At 72.4% G+C, this 17702-nt stretch carries 17 protein-coding genes and 1 tRNA gene; 10 read left to right on the top strand and 8 right to left on the bottom strand.

The features are described from left to right. Nucleotides 1-249: 249 nt before the first annotated feature. Entirely contained in the window at nt 250-1071 is an 822-nt protein-coding gene (locus tag ACY34M_RS03215) for a peptidoglycan-binding domain-containing protein (RefSeq protein ID WP_462717489.1), read from the top strand. Nucleotides 1072-1155: 84 nt separating this feature from the next. Here the strand turns inward: ACY34M_RS03215 and ACY34M_RS03210 are convergent, their stop codons facing one another. Further along, nucleotides 1156-1833: an HAD-IA family hydrolase gene (locus tag ACY34M_RS03210; RefSeq protein WP_462717488.1), complete on the bottom strand. Its 678-nt coding sequence runs from the start codon at nt 1831-1833 to the stop codon at nt 1156-1158. A 181-nt stretch (nt 1834-2014) separates the two neighbouring features. Next, nucleotides 2015-2761, bottom strand: coding sequence for a DUF4142 domain-containing protein (locus tag ACY34M_RS03205; protein WP_462717487.1), 747 nt, complete (start codon nt 2759-2761; stop codon nt 2015-2017). A 246-nt stretch (nt 2762-3007) separates the two neighbouring features. On the opposite strand from ACY34M_RS03205, the gene ACY34M_RS03200 reads away from it, so the two are divergent. The 4 genes from ACY34M_RS03200 (at nt 3008) to ACY34M_RS03185 (ending at nt 8085) form a co-directional block, all read left to right on the top strand. Next, the gene (locus ACY34M_RS03200; RefSeq protein ID WP_462717486.1) at nt 3008-3679 is read left to right on the top strand and encodes an HNH endonuclease family protein; all 672 of its coding nucleotides are present in this window, start codon (nt 3008-3010) and stop codon (nt 3677-3679) included. Nucleotides 3680-3799: 120 nt separating this feature from the next. Then, nucleotides 3800-5434, top strand: coding sequence for an alkaline phosphatase D family protein (locus ACY34M_RS03195; RefSeq protein ID WP_462717485.1), 1635 nt, complete (start codon nt 3800-3802; stop codon nt 5432-5434). 157 nt (nt 5435-5591) lie between these two features. After that, nucleotides 5592-7541, top strand: a complete 1950-nt coding sequence (locus tag ACY34M_RS03190) for an FAD/NAD(P)-binding protein (protein WP_462717484.1) — start codon at nt 5592-5594, stop codon at nt 7539-7541. A gap of 94 nt (nt 7542-7635) precedes the next feature. Next, the gene (locus ACY34M_RS03185) at nt 7636-8085 is read left to right on the top strand and encodes a DoxX family protein (RefSeq protein ID WP_462717483.1); all 450 of its coding nucleotides are present in this window, start codon (nt 7636-7638) and stop codon (nt 8083-8085) included. A gap of 111 nt (nt 8086-8196) precedes the next feature. Here the strand turns inward: ACY34M_RS03185 and ACY34M_RS03180 are convergent, their stop codons facing one another. Continuing rightward, nucleotides 8197-8748: a superoxide dismutase family protein gene (locus ACY34M_RS03180; RefSeq protein WP_462717482.1), complete on the bottom strand. Its 552-nt coding sequence runs from the start codon at nt 8746-8748 to the stop codon at nt 8197-8199. 241 nt (nt 8749-8989) lie between these two features. On the opposite strand from ACY34M_RS03180, the gene ACY34M_RS03175 reads away from it, so the two are divergent. Continuing rightward, nucleotides 8990-9622 carry a DedA family protein gene (locus tag ACY34M_RS03175; protein ID WP_462717481.1) on the top strand — a complete coding sequence of 211 codons (633 nt, stop codon included), beginning with the start codon at nt 8990-8992 and terminating at the stop codon, nt 9620-9622. Here ACY34M_RS03175 and ACY34M_RS03170 read toward each other — a convergent pair. Beyond that, a complete protein-coding gene (locus tag ACY34M_RS03170) occupies nt 9610-9861 on the bottom strand; it encodes a DUF2277 domain-containing protein (RefSeq protein WP_462717480.1) in 252 nt (83 codons plus the stop codon). The genes ACY34M_RS03175 and ACY34M_RS03170 overlap by 13 nt on opposite strands. A 156-nt stretch (nt 9862-10017) precedes the next feature. Here ACY34M_RS03170 and ACY34M_RS03165 point away from each other — a divergent pair, with 156 nt between their 5' ends. Then, entirely contained in the window at nt 10018-10419 is a 402-nt protein-coding gene (locus ACY34M_RS03165) for a hypothetical protein (RefSeq protein WP_462717719.1), read from the top strand. Nucleotides 10420-10471: 52 nt separating this feature from the next. On the opposite strand, the gene ACY34M_RS03160 is transcribed toward ACY34M_RS03165, so the two are convergent. Beyond that, nucleotides 10472-10543: transfer RNA gene (locus ACY34M_RS03160), tRNA-Val, on the bottom strand. Nucleotides 10544-10725: 182 nt separating this feature from the next. Here ACY34M_RS03160 and ACY34M_RS03155 point away from each other — a divergent pair. The 3 genes from ACY34M_RS03155 to ACY34M_RS03145 all read left to right on the top strand — a co-directional run bounded on the left by ACY34M_RS03155 (nt 10726) and on the right by ACY34M_RS03145 (nt 13012). Next, a complete protein-coding gene (locus ACY34M_RS03155; RefSeq protein WP_462717479.1) occupies nt 10726-12156 on the top strand; it encodes a hypothetical protein in 1431 nt (476 codons plus the stop codon). 83 nt (nt 12157-12239) lie between these two features. After that, entirely contained in the window at nt 12240-12764 is a 525-nt protein-coding gene (locus ACY34M_RS03150) for a DUF4383 domain-containing protein (protein WP_462717478.1), read from the top strand. Nucleotides 12765-12793: 29 nt separating this feature from the next. Further along, the gene (locus tag ACY34M_RS03145) at nt 12794-13012 is read left to right on the top strand and encodes an FmdB family zinc ribbon protein (protein WP_462717477.1); all 219 of its coding nucleotides are present in this window, start codon (nt 12794-12796) and stop codon (nt 13010-13012) included. A 121-nt stretch (nt 13013-13133) separates the two neighbouring features. Here ACY34M_RS03145 and ACY34M_RS03140 read toward each other — a convergent pair whose 3' ends face one another. The 3 genes from ACY34M_RS03140 to ACY34M_RS03130 form a co-directional block, all read right to left on the bottom strand. Next, nucleotides 13134-13865 carry an HAD family hydrolase gene (locus ACY34M_RS03140; protein ID WP_462717718.1) on the bottom strand — a complete coding sequence of 244 codons (732 nt, stop codon included), beginning with the start codon at nt 13863-13865 and terminating at the stop codon, nt 13134-13136. An 86-nt stretch (nt 13866-13951) separates the two neighbouring features. Continuing rightward, nucleotides 13952-16360, bottom strand: coding sequence for a phosphoribosyltransferase (locus ACY34M_RS03135; RefSeq protein WP_462717717.1), 2409 nt, complete (start codon nt 16358-16360; stop codon nt 13952-13954). 77 nt (nt 16361-16437) lie between these two features. Beyond that, nucleotides 16438-17610: an HpcH/HpaI aldolase/citrate lyase family protein gene (locus tag ACY34M_RS03130; RefSeq protein ID WP_462717476.1), complete on the bottom strand. Its 1173-nt coding sequence runs from the start codon at nt 17608-17610 to the stop codon at nt 16438-16440. Nucleotides 17611-17702 lie beyond the last annotated feature (92 nt).

Below are 17702 nucleotides of genomic sequence, written 5' to 3'. Positions count from 1 at the left end.
CACCTCCGAAGCCAGCCCGGCCGAAGGGAGCCGGGTGCTTGGTACTTCCCATCCTGGTCGGTGTGACCAGGTTTGGCCTGTTGAATCGTGTGACACCGGATGTTTTTCGGGGCGTCACCGGGGCGCGGGGTGCCCGGCGGCGCCGGCGGGCTTTTATGGGACCGGCGCTGCGGGCGGGGCCCGAGGGTCTGCATAATGCGCTGCAACGGCCGGAGGGGGTACCGGGCGCGCCTGGAGGGGGTTCCAGCAGTGAGCGATGAACGTCGTACGTGTCCGGAGTGCGGGACCCGGGAGGGCCCCGACGGCACACCGTCCTGCGCCTGCGAGCCGGAGGCCTTCGCTCCGCTTCGTGTCCGTCCCTACGTCTCGCTGTCGGAGCCCTCGCAGCCGACGCCGCCGCGGGCCGCGGACCCGTACGCGTATCCGCCGCCGCCCCCGGTCCCCGAGGACGACGACCCGGAGCCGGACGAGCCGCAGCGGCACGGCCGGATCCTGCTGCTCTCCGCGGTCACGGGCGTGTTGAGCGTGGCGACCCTGGTGACGGTGCTGATCTCGTCGCCGGGCGGGGACGCGGTGTCGGCCTCGGACAACGCGGCCACGACATCGACCTCCGTACCGTCCGCCCCGCCCTCCTCGTCGAGCCCCACGCTCTCCGAGTCCCCGTCGGCACGGACCACCCCGTCGGCGTCCCCCTCCCCCACGCACTCCCGCACGCTCTCGGCGTCCCCGAGCCCGACGCACTCCAAGCCGGACACGGAACGCAAAAAGGACACCCACAGCCCGTCCCCCTCCGCCACCCGCTCCGCGTCCTCGACACCGACGTCCGGGACGACACTGCGCAGGGGCGACCACGGCCGGGACGTGGCCGAACTCCAGTGGCGCCTGAAGCAGTTGAACATCTACGTGGGCGAGACCAACGGCGACTACGACGGCAACACGGAGACGGCGGTGGGCACCTACCAACTCTCACGCGGCATCGAGGACGACCGGCGAGGCGAATACGGCCCCCCGACCCGCACGGCCCTGGAACGCGAAACAAGCGAAATGAACGGCCACCGCAACCACGGGTAACCCAGGGGCGCGGGGAACTGCGCGCGCAACCACGCACAACCGAAACCCGTGGCCGACGCACACCTCTATGGCCCGGGGCAGACGTCACCCGAGGTGCAGCGCGACCTCGCCCCCACCAAGAACCTCAACCCGCACGGCCGAAAGATCCGGCACACAAACGGTGGGCCCGTGCGAAAGAGCACGCGGCCCAACCCCCACCACCCGCATCCCCGCGGAGCGCCCCGCCGCGATACCGGCCCCCGAGTCCTCGAAGACCACGCAGTCCGCCGGGTCGACCCCCAGCTCGGCGGCCCCCTTCAGGAACCCCTCGGGATCGGGCTTGCTGGCCCCCACGTTCTCCGCGGTCACCCGCACCGCCGGATACGGCAGCCCCGCAGCCGCCATCCGCGCCGTGGAGAGCGCGAGGTCGGCCGAGGTGACGAGGGCGTGCGCGACGCCGCCCGCGACGAGCGAGTCGAGGAACCGCGGCGCTCCCGGCACCGCGACGACGCCCTCGACGTCCACGGTCTCCTCGGCGAGCATCCGCGCGTTGTCCGCGTAGTTCTCCTCCATCGGCCGCCCGGGCAGCAGCTCGGCCAGCGTGGCGTGGGCCTGGCGGCCGTGCGCGACGGAGAGCACCTCTTCGGCGTCGAATCCGTGGGCGGCGGCCCAGCGGCGCCAGATCCGCTCGACGACGGCGTCGGAGTTGACGAGCGTGCCGTCCATGTCGAGGAGGAGTGCGCGCGCCGTGAGGACAGTGGGCACCGTGGGCGTGGCCGGCATCGGCGGGCTCCAGACTCGTGGAGGCGAGAACAGGAAAGAGACAAGGCGGCCCCGCCCGCTGGTCAGGGTGAACGGGCGGGTGCCACTTTGTTCCCCCACGATACAAAAACTCTCCCGAAGATCGCCACCCGGCCCCCCTGTGGCGCGGCGGCACCCCACCCGCCCCCGCCCGACGCACCGCTCAGCGCGTCGTCGGCGGCGAGGACGGGAACGTCTTCGTGTACGGATTCGCGAGCCCCGGCGGCGCGATCAGCGCGACCTGCGGCGACCCGGGCTGCGGCGCCGGCGGCGTCATCTGCGCCTTGGGCAGCTTCGGCGGCCCCGTCTGCTGGGCGAGCGCCTGATCCATGTTGACCAGACCGGTCTTCTCCAGCACCTCCATGTGGTCGCGCACGACGTCGTTCGCCTCGTTCGCGAGCCGCCGCACCTCGGTGTTCTGCGTGGTGGCGCGGATATTGCTGACGGCCGGGAAGATCTGTCCGTGCGTCACGCGCATGATGTTCGACGCCGTGGAGTCGAACTCCGTACCGCGCTTGGACTCCACGGTCACCACGAACTGCTGCTGCTGCGGGGTGGGTTGATTGGGCAGGGTGATGCCCATCTCCTGGGAGATCCTGCGGCAGCTGGCGTCGAGCAGGGAGTGCCCGACGACGAGATGCCGTCCGGCCGTCTTCATCGCCGGTGTCGTCCCCCGCTTCAAGACCTCCTGCCCCAGCGGGAATTCCCACAGCCCGGCCGACCTGACCTTGACCACGAAGTCCCGGTCGGCCTCCGTGAGCGGCCCCCAGCGGGTGTTGGCGACGATGCGCGTCGGCGTCGTGGACGCCGTCTGCACACCGAGCATCGTCGGATAGGCGAGGGCGGAGCCGGTCACGAGCAACGCGCCGATCACGAAGAAGTTTCCGGCCGTGGAGCGCGAGAGCCGCATGGTGCCTCCAGTCACAAACGAGGGATACCGGAGAGTACGGACGCGAGGCCCGGACCAATCACCGCCCGGCGAAAAACTCCCTGTTCTTTTTCGCGCCCCGCCTCCGCCAACTCCCGTTTTGCCGGGCCCACTTGTGATCGACCGGCACTCCCGCCACCATGTTGACGCGACCCTGCCACACGGAGCACCCCACGGCACACGCCACGGCAGGGACCCGTAACTCCACCCCACATCAAGGGAGTTCACATGCGCCGCACCACGGCCTCGCACCGCATACGCCCGCGCTACGCGCGTCGATTCCTGACCGCGGGAGCGGCCACCGGCGCCACCGCCCTCGCCCTGCTGCTCGTCACCCCGTCCGCGCAGGCCTCCCCGCCCACCCCGGTCAGCGCCGCCACCGCCCGCACCTACCTCGGCGAGCTGACGGAGAAGGCGGAAGGTTCCTCCGACGGCTACAGCCGCGACAAGTTCCCGCACTGGATCACCCAGTCCGGCACGTGCAACACCCGCGAGGAAGTGCTCAAGCGCGACGGCAAGAACGTCGAGACCGGCTCCGACTGCGCGGCCACGTCCGGCAGTTGGTACTCGGAGTACGACGGCGAGACCTGGACCGCCTCGTCCGACGTGGACATCGACCACATCGTCCCGCTGTCCGAGGCGTGGAAGTCCGGCGCCAGCTCCTGGACGAACGACCAGCGCCAGGGCTTCGCCAACGACCTCACCCGCCCCCAGCTGATCGCGGTCACCGACAACGTCAACCAGTCCAAGGGCGACCAGGACCCGGCCGAGTGGATGCCCTCGCGCACCGCGTACACCTGCACGTACCTGCGGATGTGGGTCCAGGTGAAGCACTACTACAAGCTGAGCGTCGACCCCGCGGAGAAGTCGGCGATCCAGTCGGGCCTGAACGGCTGCTGACACCGGCTGCCGACACCCGCACCCCGCCCCGCCGCGGGCTTTTCGGAACCACCCCGCCCACCTCCGACGTTCCGTACCGTACGGTGCCGGGACGTCGGGGACACGAGCGGAGGCGATCACGTGGCGAGGCTGCGCCTTGGACCACTGCTGCGGTACGTGGACGAGGAGACGGCGACGGTCTGGGTCGAGGCGAGCCGACCCTGCGTCGCCGAGGTGCGCTGCGCGGACGGCGCGTCGGGCAGCGCGCCCACGTTCCAGGTCGACGGGCACCACTACGCGCTGATCCCGGTCACCGGCCTCACCCCCGGCACCGAGACCGCGTACGAGGTGGTCCTCGACGGGGGCGGGGTCTGGCCGCTGCCCGAATCGCCGTTCCCGGCCAGCACCATCCGCACCCCGGCGTACGCGGCGGACACCCCGGTCCGCGTCACCTTCGGCTCCTGCCGCTGGGCGGCTCCCCCGGCCGCCGAGCACGATCCGGTCGGTCCCGACGCCCTGGACACCCTGGCCGCACGCATCGCCGCGGACCCGGCCGCCGAGCGCCCCGACGTCCTCGTTCTCCTCGGCGACCAGGTGTACGCGGACGAGACCTCACCGGGGACGCAGGCGTGGCTGGCCCGCCGCCGCGATCTGTCGGACCCGCCGGAGACGGAGGTCGCGGACTATCAGGAGTACACGCACCTCTACTACGAGTCGTGGCTCGACCCAGAGGTCCGCTGGCTGCTCTCCACGGTCCCCAGCGTGATGATCTTCGACGACCACGACCTCATAGACGACTGGAACACCAGCGCCGCCTGGCTCGCCGACATGCGCGAGGTCCCGTGGTGGCGCGAGCGCCTGCTGAGCGGCCTGATGTCGTACTGGGTGCACCAGCACATCGGCAATCTCTCGCCCGCCGCCCTCGCCACCGACCCGGTCTACGCCGCCGTACGCGCGACGCCCGACGGCACGGACGCGCTGCGCGAGTTCGCCGCGCGCGCCGACGCCGACCCGGCCTCCGTGCGCTGGAGCTACCGCCGCGACTTCGGCCGCGTACGGCTGCTGATGGTGGACACGCGCGCGGCGCGCGTCCTCGACGAGCAGAACCGGGCGATGCTCTCCCCCGGCGAGGCGAAGTGGCTGCGCGAGCAGGCCCTCGCGGACCGCGGCACGTACGACCACCTCCTCATCGGCACCTCACTGCCCTGGCTGCTCCCGCACCTCATTCACGACGCCGAGGGATGGAACGCGGCACTGTGCCGGGGCGAGCGCGGTCCGCGCTGGGCGCGGTTCGGGGAGAAGCTGCGGCGCGCGGCGGACCTGGAGCACTGGGCGGCGTTCCCGACGTCGTTCGAGGCGCTCGCCGACCTGATCGCGGAGGCCGGGTCCGGGGACGCCGCGCCCGCGACGATCTCCGTGCTCTCCGGTGACGTGCACCACGCCTACGTCGCCGAGCCGAGCTGGCCCGCGGGCGCCGAGGCGCCGAGCGCCCGCGTCCTGCAGCTCACCTGCTCCCCGGTGCACAACTCCGTACCGGCGTCGATACGCGTCGGCTTCCGCTTCGGCTGGAGCCGGTTCGGACGGGTCGTCGGCCGCCGCTTCGCCCGCCACGCACGCGCGGGAACACCCCACATCGCCTGGCGCAGAACGGGCGGCCCCTGGTTCGGAAACCAACTGATGACCCTGGCCCTGCGGGGCCGCACCGCACACCTCTCCCTGGACCAGGCGGACACGAGAAGCGGCCTGGTGAGGGCGGACGAGCGTCGGCTCGCGTAAGGGCGCCGCCGCTCGGCCCCGGCAGGCCGACATCCCCGCCCCGCTGCGGGTGATACCAACCACACCCCCACTGGTCTGCACCACTCCCGGCAGGAAGACGGCATGATGAAGCGCACCGTCCGCTTCCAGCAGCCCCACATGCCTCGGGAGTTCCGCTTTGTCCGTCCCGCCCCCCGAGTTCACCGTGGCCGTCGTCGGCGCGGGCCCGCGCGGCACCAGCGTCCTGGAACGGCTCACCGCGTCGGCCGGCGAACTCCTGCCGCACGGGACCCGGCTCACGGTCCACGTGATCGATCCGCACCCGCCGGGCGCGGGCGCCGTCTGGCGCACGGACCAGGCCCCGGAACTCCTCATGAACACGGTCGCCTCGCAGGTCACCCTGTTCACCGACGACAGCGTCGGCTGCTCGGGGCCGGTCCGGCCGGGCCCGAGCCTGTACGAGTGGGCCGCGCGGCACGACGTGCCGGTGGGCCCCGACGCGTATCCGACCCGCGCCCAGTACGGGCGCTACCTGCGCTGGGTGTTCGCCGAAACGGTGGCCGCCGCCCCCGCGTCCGTCGAGGTCGTCCCGCACGCCACCCGCGCCGTCCGCCTCGACGACGCGGCGGACGGCCGCCAAGTCCTCACCCTCGCCGACGGCCGCCGCCTCACCGGCCTGCACGCGGTCGTCCTCACCCAGGGCCACCTGCCCGCCGTCGCGACCCCGGCCGAGCGCGACCTCACCGAGTACGCCCGGCGGCACGGACTGCGCCACCTCGCGCCCGCCAACCCGGCCGACCTCGACCTGAGCCCGATCGCCGCCGGCGAACCCGTCCTCCTGCGCGGCCTCGGCCTCAACTTCTTCGACCACATGACCCTGCTGACACAGGGGCGCGGCGGCCGCCACGTCCGCACGGCGGACGGCGGCCTGCGCTACCTGCCCTCGGGCAACGAACCCCGCCTGTACGCGGGTTCACGCCGCGGCATCCCGCACCAGGCGCGCGGGGACAACGCCAAGGGCGCGTACGGCCGCCACCGGCCCGCCGTACTCACCGCCGAGGCGATATCCGGCTTCCGCGAGCGCGCCGACTCCGGGGACGCCCCCGACTTCCTCACCGACATATGGCCACTGGTCGCGAAGGAGGTCGAGACGGTCTACTACGAGGCGCTGCTGCGGACCATGGACGGCCCGCGGCGCGACGGCCGCACCCTCCGTGAGTTCCGCGAGCGCTTCCTCGACGCGCCCCACCGGTCCCGGCAAGAGGCTTGCGCAATACGGAAGTTCGGGATTCCCGAGAACCTTCTGTGGTCCTGGGAGCGCGTCTCCCAACCGGCCTCGGGCCGCACGTACGCCTCTCCCGGCACATGGCGCGCCTGGCTTCTCGGCCATCTTCGCGAGGACGCCGCGCACGCCTCGCTCGGCAACGTGGACGGCCCCGTGAAAGCCGCCCTCGACGTGCTGCGCGACCTGCGCAACGAGCTGCGGCTCGTCGTCGACCACGGCGGCCTGTCCGGCGCCTCGCGCCGCGACCACCTCGACCGCTGGTACACACCGCTCAACGCGTTCCTGTCGATCGGCCCGCCCCGGCGGCGCATCGAGGAGCTGACCGCGCTGATCGAGGCCGGTGTCCTGACCGTCGTCGGGCCGCGCATGGAGGTGACGGCGCGGGACGGCCGTTTCGTCGCGCACTCGCCCGACGTCCCCGGTTCGACCGTGAGGGTCACCACACTCGTCGAGGCCCGGCTGCCCGAGCCCGACCTCCGCAGGACCGCCGACGACCTGCTCGAACAGCTCCTCAAGACGGGCGGCGCCCGGCCGCACACGGTCGACGGGCACGAGACCGGCGGCCTCGACGTCACGCCGCGCCCGTACCACCTGATCAACCGTCAAGGGCGCGCCCACGCACGCAGATTCGCCTTCGGTGTGCCCACCGAGGGGGTGCACTGGGTGACCGCGGCGGGGGCCCGTCCGGGCGTCGACTCGGTCACCCTCTCCGACGCCGACGCGGTGGCCCGGGCGGCCCTGCGCACGGCCGGAGCGAGCCCCTCCGGGGCCGGGACGGAGCCCGATTCGGAGGGCGATCATGGCCGGATGTTGAACTTGCAAGCACTAATTAGGTTCCCCTAATCTTTGGCGCCCCACACCGGTGGCGGCAGCGGCGACGAAGGCGCTCCGTGCGCCGGCTCTCGGTTTCGTCCCCACCGACCGAAGGAGCCTCACCATGACTGGACGTCTGAACCGCGGCCAGCCCTACGCTCTCGGCCTCTTCCGCATCGTCATAGGCCTGCTCTTCACCTGCCACGGCGCCGCCTCGCTCTTCGGCGTCCTCGGCGGCGCGATGGGCGGCGGCACCGTCCAGACCGGCACCTGGCCCGCGTGGTACGCGGCCGTGATCCAGCTCGTCGGCGGCGCCCTCGTACTGCTCGGCCTCGGTACCCGATTCGCCGCCTTCGTCGCGTCGGGCTCGATGGCCTACGCGTACTTCAAGGTCCACCAGCCCGAGGCGCTGTGGCCGCTCCAGAACGGCGGCGAGGCCTCCGTGCTGTTCTGCTGGGCGATGCTGCTGTTCGTCTTCACCGGCTCCGGCGCACTGGGCCTCGACCGCCTCTTCGCCCGGCGCGGCGAGCGGGCCGAGGACACCACCCCGGCCGGCGAGGCCGTCCCCGCCTGACGCCCCGCCCCCGCACGTACGACGGCGGCCCGCTCCCCACGTGACACGTGGAGGGCGGGCCGCCGTCGTACGCCCGCGCGTACCGCCTTACGTACCGACGTCCCTACGTGCTCACGTGTGCGCGACGAACGGCACCGTGAAGCACGCGACCCGGTTCCCCGACCCGCCCGGCTTGTCGTGGATCACGACGGAGGCCGCGCCGCCCGGCCGCAGGTGCCAGGACTTGCGCGCCTGCGCCATGCCGTCGCCGTTGTCGTCGGCGGTGAAGTCGAGCCAGATCTCGTTCTCGGCGTTCGCCTGCTCGGGGTCCACCACGTTCTGGTAGTGCCCGCCCGCGGCCTCGGGGTCGGCGCCGCACGGCTTCTGGTGCACGTGCGCGCCGTACTTGTGACCGGGGACGAGCCCTCGCACGCCCAGGCTCACGGTCATCTCGGAGTCGGTGCCGGCCTGCGTCACCTTGATCCGCGACGCCGCGGGCACGAGGGCCTTGTCGTACGTGATCGCCGACGACGGGACGAACGCGCCGGGCGGCGCGAACTGCCCCTGCGACACCACCCGGTACCAGCTCCCCGTGTCGGCGGAGTCCGCCGCACTGGCGGCGCCGCTGCCCGCCGCGAGCACCGCCGCGGCCGCCACGGCGCCGGTCCATACTTTTGCCTTCATTTCCGGTTTCTCCGATCACGTGGGGTCACTCGACCCGATCTCGTACTGGCTTGTTGGTACGGGAGGTGACCGACCGATCACGGGAGGAACACGCGAGAACGTGAGATCCGGAACAACTGTGCCCCTTTCACCACTTCAGTCACTCCTGAGGCGTACGCTGTAGAGCTGTCATGCAAGCCGCTCCTGTCGGGAGGGAACGGCCGGAGAGAACCGGAACGGTCCGTACGGGAGTAGGCGAACAGTGCTGCAGAGTGTCCTGGGGTCACTGGCCGACAGCCCGTGGATCTACGCGATCGTGGCGCTCTCCGTCGTCTTCGACGTGTTCGTGCCCGTGCTGCCCAGCGGCTTCCTCGTGATCGCCGCGGCCACCGCGACCGCCGCGGGCGGCGCCGCCACCGGCGAGGTCCCGCACCCCAATCTGCCGGACCTGCTCGGCCTCACCCTCTGCGCCGCGACGGCCTCGGTGCTCGGCGACCTGTTCGCGTACCGGCTCGCATGGCGCGGCGGCGCGCGCCTGGACCGCGCCCTCGCCCGCTCGCGGCGCCTGAGCACCGCGCAGGAACGTCTCGGCGGGGCGCTCGCCCGGTCCAGCGGCGGACTGCTCGTGATCATCGCCCGGTTCGCGCCCGCGGGCCGCTCGGTCGTCTCCTTCGCCGCGGGCACGGCGCACCGCAGGGTCCGCGAGTTCCTGCCGTGGTCGGCCGCGGCGGGTGTGGCCTGGGCCGTGTACAGCGTGGCGCTCGGCTACTTCGGGGCGCAGTGGCTCGGCGCGAGCTGGCTGTCCACCGTCGTCTCGGTGCTCGCCCTGGTCGGCGCGGGCATGGTCGCCGCGTACGTGATGCGCAGACCGGCACCGGCGGCTCAGGAGGCCTGAGCGGGCTCCGGGGACTTCTGCGACCGACCGGATCCGCGCACCTCGATGCCGTCGAGGAGCTCGGCGGTCGCGCGGGCGATGTCGTCCACGGCCCGCTCGAACACCTCACGATTGTGCGCGGCCGGCGCCCGGAAGCCGGACACCTTCCGTACGTACTGCAGGGCGGCGGCCCTGATCTCGTCCCCAGTGGCCTCTTCGGGGAGCGCGGGCGGGCGAAGGGTCTTGATGCTGCGGCACATGCCTCCAGTCTGCCGCCGCGGCGCGCCCGGCACCCGGCGATCGGCCACACGGCCGCCCCCGCGTTCGACCACACGTTCGCGTGAACTACCCGAGGAAGTAGCCGAAGTTGCTCGCACCCTGAATTCGAACAGACGTACCATTGCCGGGTGGCAGCGATCGATGATTCCGACTTCGACTTCCCCGACGACCTCCTCGCCGGCCAGTCCGAGCTGCATCAGATCAGGGCCGAGCTCCTGGCCCTGCTCAAGCGGCTCCCCTGGTCGGTGGAGCCCCACGACGCGGTCATGGACACGCAGGGCTGGCGCAGGATGGAGCGCGCCGCGTCACCGGGCTGGAGCGAGGACGACCAGGCGGAGGTCGAGAAACTCCGCAGGCGCGAGCTGGAACTGGCGGTCTTCGTGACCTGCCACCGCTACTGGTCCGAACTGACGGGCGGCGACGCGGTACGGGCCCGCGCCCGCCTCAAGCACGTGCACGACGAGCTACTGCGGGACGAGCCCGTGAGCGACGAGCCGGTGAGCGACGGCCCGGGGGACGACGAAGGCCCCCGGGCTTGATCGCCTGAGGGCCTTCGGTCGTCGCGTGTCCGTCGTGCTTCACGCATCACGGTGGGCGCGGACGGTTTCGAACCGCCGACATTCTGCTTGTAAGGCAGACGCTCTACCCCTGAGCTACGCGCCCGTGATCCCGGCGTACCGCCAGGACGAGTGGACAGCCTACCCTGCCCGTGCCCCTGCTCGGCAAACCCGTAACCGCCGAGGCCGGGACGGATACGACGGGCACGAAAGTCGCATGTCGAATCGCGAACTTTCAGGCCTGTGTGTTCGTCATTAACCGATGGGAGAATGTACCGGGCAGGGCTGATGACGGCACGGAAAGCGCGGGAGAGGTCAGTGAGGGCGACGACGACCACGAGGCACCCGCATCAGTCGTCCGCCCCCGCTCCCCGACGCTCCGCGGCGCCCTTCGGACGCGCGCTCAAGGACACCCTGACGCTCGTCTCCCTCCCGCTCCCCCTCCTGACGACCGCGCTCGCGGGCGCGTTCAGCGCGGGCGGCACGCGGCGCTGGTTCGGCGGCCGCGCCGAATCGCAGCGCGCCCAGGCCCAGACCGCCAAGGACGACGCGGCCGCCGCGTTCTACGAGCTGGACACCGCCCAGCGGGACCTGCGCATCTCGATAGAGACGATCACCGCGGTCGACGACTCCCCGGCGGCCCGCCGCGCCGTCGACGACTTCGCGGGGCTCGGCCGCCGGATCGACGAGGTCAGCGGCGAGTACATCACCGCGGTCGACGCCCACGACCTGGACCGGGACGATCTGGAGGCCTCCGCCGCCTCCCGCGCGCACGCCGAACTGACGCAGGCGAAGCAGCAGTTGACGCAGGTCAAGCAGGACCTGGACCGCTTCGCACAGGGCATCGGACCGCTGCTCGGCAAGGCGGAGACGCAGCTGGCCAGGGTCGCCCCGTCCGTGGAGCGCGCGCGGCAGTCCCTGCTCGCCGCGACGACCGCGCTCGACTCCGTACGCGAGGCGGGCCTGAAGGCAGACGACCTGGCGGCCCGGCTCGCCGCCCTCGCCCCCGAGCTGACCAGGCTGAACCAGGGGGCGGGGCAGCACGGCGTACCGGAGACGCTGGAGCGCGCGGAGCGGGTCGCGCGGGACGCCGAGTCCGTACGGGCCGAGGCCGAGCGGCTGCCCGAGCGGGCCGCCGAGATCGACCGCCGGCTCGTCTCGCTGCGGACCCGCGCGCAGGCGCTCCAGACGCGGGCGGGGCAGGTCGATCCGGTCCTGAGCGAGCTGCGGCGCAGGTTCACCGCCGCGTGCTGGCAGGACCTGCAGTCCGTGCCGGAGACCGCCGCGCAGAACGTGCGGCAGGCCGAGTCCAAGCTCGCCGAGGCGAAGGCGGCCCGCGAGGCCCAGCGCTGGCCGGACGCGACGGCGCTGCTGTCCACGGTGCGGGCGCTGCTGAACACGACGGACGAATCGGTGTCGGCGGCCTCGGACCGCCTCCAGCGGCTGAACGCGGTGGCGAAGGACCCGCGGGCGGAGATCGACCGCACCCGGTTCGCGATCCGGGACGCCCAGCGCCTGGCGATGGCGGGCCGCTCCACACCCGACCCGCGGCACGCGCGGCCCCTGGACGACGCCGTGGCCCGCCTGGACCGCGCCGTCGCCGGCCTGGAGGGGCGGCACCCCGACTACTGGCACTTCCTGACCGAGACGGAGGGCGTGCGGCGGACGGTGGCCCGCGTCGTCACGCAGATCCGGGAGGACCGGGGCGGCCCGGCCTGACGTTGGCGTTACCGGCCGGACGGGCGGATCCTTGAGGTGTAGGTACGTACTGCGTACCCGCGTACCAAGGAGGCGGGACGATCATGTCCGCACACGTACTCCACCCGGGGCCAGGGCGCGGCGCCGGTCGCCACGTCACCCTCGACGAGCAGCTGCCCCTCGACCACCGGCTCAGCAGGGTCTACCGCACCGGCGCGGGCGTCATGGGACTCGTCCTGCTCGCCTTCGGCGTCCTCGGGCTCATCGACAAGATCGGTTTCTTCGACACCCGCGGGGACACGGTCGCGGGTCTGAGCACCAACGGCGCGCTGAGCATCCTGTCGATCTGCGTCGGCCTGCTGCTGTTCGTCGGCATGCTGATCGGCGGCAACTTCGCGTCGACGCTCAACATGACGCTGGGCATCCTGTTCATCCTGAGCGGCTTCGTGAACCTGGCCCTGCTGGACACCGGCTTCAACTTCCTGGCGTTCCGGATCCAGAACGTCCTGTTCAGCTTCGTCGTCGGCGTCCTGCTGATGTGCTTCGGCATGTACGGCCGGGTCAGCGGCACGCTCCCGCACGACAACCCGTACTGGCGAGCCCGGCACATGCCGTCCGGCCAGGCCTGAACTCGGCCCGGCCCCCGTACTCTTGGCGCATGCCACGCTACGAGTACCGCTGCCGCAGCTGCGCCACGACGTTCGAACTGACCCGCCCCATGTCCGCCTCCTCGTCCCCGGCCACCTGTCCCCGGGGCCACGAGGACACGGTCAAGCTCCTCTCGGCGGTATCGGTCTCCGGCACCGCTTCCCCGACACCGGGCGCCGGAGCGGGAGGCGGTGGCGGCGGCTGCTGCGGCGGCGCCTGCTGCGGCTGAGCGACCGGGTGGGCCGGTCGGCCGCAACCCGCCTCGGGCGCTCGGAGCTTGTCGGAGAGCTTGGGGAAGGCAGGGTGGGCAAGGTGGCCCCCGGTGCCGCGCAACAGGAACACCGCAACCCTCAGACCGCCCCGAGGAACCCCCGCAACACCGCCTCCCCCGCCACAACTCCCCGCTCGGCCAACACCGTCACCCCGGGCGACACCCAGCCCGCATCCGCCAGCTCACCGTGCCCCGGCCGCCACCCCCGGTCCACCACGCGCAGCAGATCCGCGTCCAGCAACGAGTCCCCCGCGCCCAGCGTCAGCCCCGCCCCTGCTCGCCGCGCAACCTCCCGAACCGCCGCCCCCTTGGTCAACGGCTTCGGCACGGCGTACACCTTCCGCCCCTGGAGCGACACACCCCATCCGACCCCGTCGGCCCACTCCCCGAGCTCCTTGACCCACCCCTCGGGCAGGGCGGCCCGGTCGACCACCAAGTACGCGAACAGGTCCTCGGCCACCCGCTCCTTCAGCAACCACGCGGGATCGGCAGCCGCGACCATCCGCTCCCGCACCTCCGCGAGCGGCGCGCACTCCGTCTCCAGGCGCTCCCCGACCGCGCGCCGCCACTGCGGATCGGACACCCCGTCGACCAGCAGATGCCCACCGTTCGCGCAGATCGCGTACGTCGGCGCGGGCCCCGGCAACCGCACCCGCCCGTACTGCTCCCGCGTCCGCGTGGTCGTCGGCACGAACACCGCACGCCGCCCCAGCTCCACCAACAGCCCGGCGGCGTCCTCGGTGACGTACGACAGCGGCTTGCCCTCGTACACCTCGACGCAGAGCAGCCGCGGCGCCTGCGCGTCGGGCATGGTCAGGCCGAGCGCCCCGGCGGAGTAGATGAGCGTACGGTCGAGATCACTGGCAACGACGACGGTCGTGCCGGCATCAGCGGCGCTCACTTCCCCGCCACCGCCCTGCCGTCCGTCCCCGTGGCCCCCCGCGTGAACTTCGGATGGATCAACCCCACACAGCTGTACGGCAGTCGGTCCACCACCTCCACCGGCACTCCGCGCTGCTCGGCCAGCAGGCGCACATGGTCGAGGTCCGCCCCGGCGTCCGCCCGCGCCAGGATCTTCCACGGCACGCGGCGCAGCAGCACCCGGGTCGTCTCCCCGACGCCGGGCTTCACGAGGTTCACGTCGTGGATCCCGTACTCCTCGCTGATCCGCTCGACGGCCGCCCACCCTTCCCACGTCGGCGTGCGGTCACCGCCCTGCAACTCCTTGACCTCGGCGTCGACCGCGTCGGCGACCTCCCCGAACCGCTCCTCCACCGCGTCGAGGAACCGCTCGGAGACGTCCGAGCCGGCCAGCTCGGCGTAGAACTTCGCCCCGTGGAAGTCGTCGGGCCCGACCAGGTCGGACCGGAGCACGGTCCGCGAAATCAGCCCGGACACCGTGGAGTTGAGGCACGCGGAGGGTATGAGGAAGTCCTCCCGCGTCCCGTACGTCCGCACGCACGACCCCGGGTCGGCGAGCACGGCGATCTCCGGGTCGAAGCCCTCGAACTCGGCGACCGCGGCGGCGAGCTCCCGCGTGATGGCGCCCTTGCCGGTCCACCCGTCCACGAACACCACGTCCGCCGGATCGTGGTGCGCGGCGAGCCAGCGCAGCGCGTTCGCGTCGATGCCCCGCCCGCGGACGATCGACACCGCGTAGTGCGGCAGTTCGAGGCCGTGCCGCCGCAGCGCCCAGCGCCGCATCAGCACCCCCACGGGCGTGCCCGCGCGCGCGAGCGACACCAGCACCGGGCGCGGCGACCGCTCGGCAAGCACCGTCTCGGTCACGACGCCCACCGCACGGGCGATCCGCTCCGCCGACGTCTCGAGCGCCGAGTGGAACAACTCCTGGTACTGCGCGCTCGGCTGGTACTCGACCGGCAGCGACTCCGCGTAGTGCGCGCCCCCGCTCTGGATGGCCTCCTCGCGCTCCTCGGTGGGCGCCTCAAGGGTCACGTCCGAGAGGTCCTGCAACAGCCACCCCACCTCGTCGGGCGCGTACGAGGAGAACGCGGGGCCGCGCAGCGGCTCGGGCAGCGGCTCGGGCAGCGACATGGAGGACCTTTCCTGAGGAACGTACGACGGCACCACCGCCACGACCACCCGCTCGGCGTGCTCGGCGACCCGCTCCAACAGGCCACCAGGGCCGTGGAGTTCAGGCGTGTCGCCCACCGAGTCGAGTACGACGACGACCGTGTCGAAGCCGCCCCCGGCGACGTTGTACGCGAACCGCTCCCCCGGTCCGTCCGCCGGCGCGTCGTGCGCCGGGAAGACGAGGCGGCTGCGGATCGCGTAGCCGGGGTCGTCGACGGCGAGGACGGGCGAGCGGGTCGTGGTGGAGTACGCGACGTCGACGCCCGTCGCCTCCAGCTCGGTGGCGAGGCGCAGCGGGGCGTACATCAGCTCCTCGTTGCCGAGGACGAGTACGCGTCCGTCGCCCAGGTGCGGGGCGAGGCGCGCGGCCATGCCGGGCAGCGCCGCCTCGAGCCGCTCGCGGTGCTGCGGCGTGAACCCGTGCCGTCCGCCGTCCGGTATCTCCCGCGGCCAGCCGAGGTCGTCGACCCGTACCGTCCGGCCGCGCTCGCGCCGGGGCTGCGGGACCGCGCCGCCCTCGTGCGCCGCGACGAGCGCCTGTCCCTTTTCGAGCACCCCGTCGGGCAGCCCGACCGTGCCGCGCGCGGCGACCACCAGGTCGACGCGGGCGCCTATCTCCTGCGCGAACGCGTCGAGCCGCCCCTGGTCGCCCGGCGAGCGCAGGTCGACGAGCGCGACGATGACGTAGTGCCCGCGCGCGTGCAGTTCGTGCAGTGCCCCGATGGTGTTCAGCACCGTGTTCCCCGTGGAGAACTCGTCGTCGACGAGGACCAGCGGGCCGTCCCCGGCGAGCAGTTCCGGGTCCTCGGGCAGCAGCAGGTGCGAGGTGGCGTGCGAGTGGGACTCCTCGAAGCCGCCCGCGCGGGCCACGCCGTCGACGGGGCGGCGCGTGGAGTGCAGGTAGGGCGCGAGGGCGAGCCCGTCGGCGACGGAGTGGCCGAGGCCCGTCGCCGTCTCGGCGTAGCCGAGGACGACCGCCCGGCGCGCGGCGTCGTCGCCCAGCAGTTCCCTGACCCGCTCGCCGAGTTCGCGCCCGGACCGCCACACCACGGAGGGGCGCTGCGGGACGTGCTTGCCCAGCACGTTCGACACCAGGAGGTGGGCGCGCTTGGGGTTGCGCCGCAGCGCGAGCCCCAGCATCCCCGACAGCCCCCGGTCACCGGCCAGCTCGACCCCGAGCCGCTGGGCGACCCACTCCCCCGACCACACCACGTTCTCGCTGCCTCTCGTCTCTCCACCCGAACCGGACACCCGGCCGGTCTGTGCACCACTCACCCGTGCCCCACCGCTCATCCCGGCAACCCGGCCGTCAGCAGCTCCACGAACCCCACATCTTCCCGCGCCACCCCGAACGCCTCCGCGCGCCGCAGCGTCCGCTCGGCCCACGCGCGGTGCGGCTTCACCTCGTTCATCTTGTTCGTGTACGCCGACCTGAGCACACCGCCGCCGCCCCGCTCGGGCCGCACGATGTCGAGGGCGTCGCTGTACTCCTCGTGGCTGACGACGGAGAGCGCGTGCACGGGCAGCACGTGCGTGGGGTGGATGCAGGTCTTGCCCAGCAGTCCGTTGGCCCGGTCCAGCTCGATCTCGCGCAGCAGTCCGTCCATGTCGTGCCGGATGAGCGCCTGCCGCAGTTCGTCGGCCCGCCCCTCCAGGAAGGGGCTGCGGCGCAGCTGCGGCTTGAACATCCGCTCCTGGTGGCGGAAGTACTCCCAGACGGGCCCGGTCACCGTGAACCCGGTGCCGTCCGCCCTGCCCAGCAGGTTGACCACGTCGGCGATGACGGAGGCGACGATCTGGACGTCGTACGCCGTCATGTCGGGCGGCCTGCGCAGCCCGTAGGCGGAGCAGAAGTCGGTGACGCCGAGGCGCAGCGCGAGGACGCGGTCGCGGTACTTGTCGACGGTGCGGGCGATGCCGGCCAGTGTGTCGCGGCGCGTCTCCAGGTGCAGGAGGTCCGGCGATTCGAGGACCGGCATGGCGAAAAGTCGCCGCTCGGAGGCCGCCTCGGCGGCGGTGAGGGCCTCAAGGAACGGAACACCCCGCTCCTCGGTGAACTTGGGCAGCACGAATCCGGACAGCATGTCCACGGAGTCACCGAGCCGCGCCACGAGGTCGGTGATCTGCTCCGGGGTCCGTACGCGGATGAAGATCAGGGGCGGCTCGGCGCCCGCGGCGCTCCTGCGCCGGAGCTCGGCGAACTGCCGCACCAGGTTGTCCTCGGCGTCCGCGACCTCGCCGTCGTGGATCGAGTCCTCCAGGCACAGCACCATGGAGACGACGCCGCGCCCGGACTGCTTGAGCACGTCGTCCGCGAGCTGCGGGCGGGTCGCCGGGCTGTAGAGCGTCGCCCCGAGCGCCACCGCGAGCATGTGGGGCGGGGAGTCCGCGGTGAAGTCCCGCGGCTCCTCATGGAACAGGCGCTCCCGCACCTCAGGGGCGATGTGCCCGAAATGCCGCATTAGACTCCCCCGAACTGCCGGGCCACCCGAAATGATGTGGCCGGTAATAGTACGTACAAGGGTGTGTCAAAGGTTCCCGCCCGCCATGAAGT

The organism is Streptomyces sp. EDA2-14, assembly GCF_054963755.1.
The sequence above is the reverse complement of the archived record's forward strand: the minus strand, read 5'-3'. Positions and strand labels throughout refer to the sequence as shown.

Bases quoted from the DNA above. Each gene is read 5' to 3' on its own strand.
- ACY34M_RS03210 (WP_462717488.1), bottom strand. From the start codon at position 1,833: ATGCCGGCCACGCCCACGGTGCCCACTGTCCTCACGGCGCGCGCACTC.
- ACY34M_RS03205 (WP_462717487.1), bottom strand. From the start codon at position 2,761: ATGCGGCTCTCGCGCTCCACGGCCGGAAACTTCTTCGTGATCGGCGCG.
- ACY34M_RS03200 (WP_462717486.1), top strand. From the start codon at position 3,008: ATGCGCCGCACCACGGCCTCGCACCGCATACGCCCGCGCTACGCGCGT.
- ACY34M_RS03185 (WP_462717483.1), top strand. From the start codon at position 7,636: ATGACTGGACGTCTGAACCGCGGCCAGCCCTACGCTCTCGGCCTCTTC.
- ACY34M_RS03180 (WP_462717482.1), bottom strand. From the start codon at position 8,748: ATGAAGGCAAAAGTATGGACCGGCGCCGTGGCGGCCGCGGCGGTGCTC.
- ACY34M_RS03170 (WP_462717480.1), bottom strand. From the start codon at position 9,861: ATGTGCCGCAGCATCAAGACCCTTCGCCCGCCCGCGCTCCCCGAAGAG.
- ACY34M_RS03155 (WP_462717479.1), top strand. From the start codon at position 10,726: ATGACGGCACGGAAAGCGCGGGAGAGGTCAGTGAGGGCGACGACGACC.
- ACY34M_RS03150 (WP_462717478.1), top strand. From the start codon at position 12,240: ATGTCCGCACACGTACTCCACCCGGGGCCAGGGCGCGGCGCCGGTCGC.
- ACY34M_RS03145 (WP_462717477.1), top strand. From the start codon at position 12,794: ATGCCACGCTACGAGTACCGCTGCCGCAGCTGCGCCACGACGTTCGAA.
- ACY34M_RS03140 (WP_462717718.1), bottom strand. From the start codon at position 13,865: ATGCCCGACGCGCAGGCGCCGCGGCTGCTCTGCGTCGAGGTGTACGAG.
- ACY34M_RS03130 (WP_462717476.1), bottom strand. From the start codon at position 17,610: ATGCGGCATTTCGGGCACATCGCCCCTGAGGTGCGGGAGCGCCTGTTC.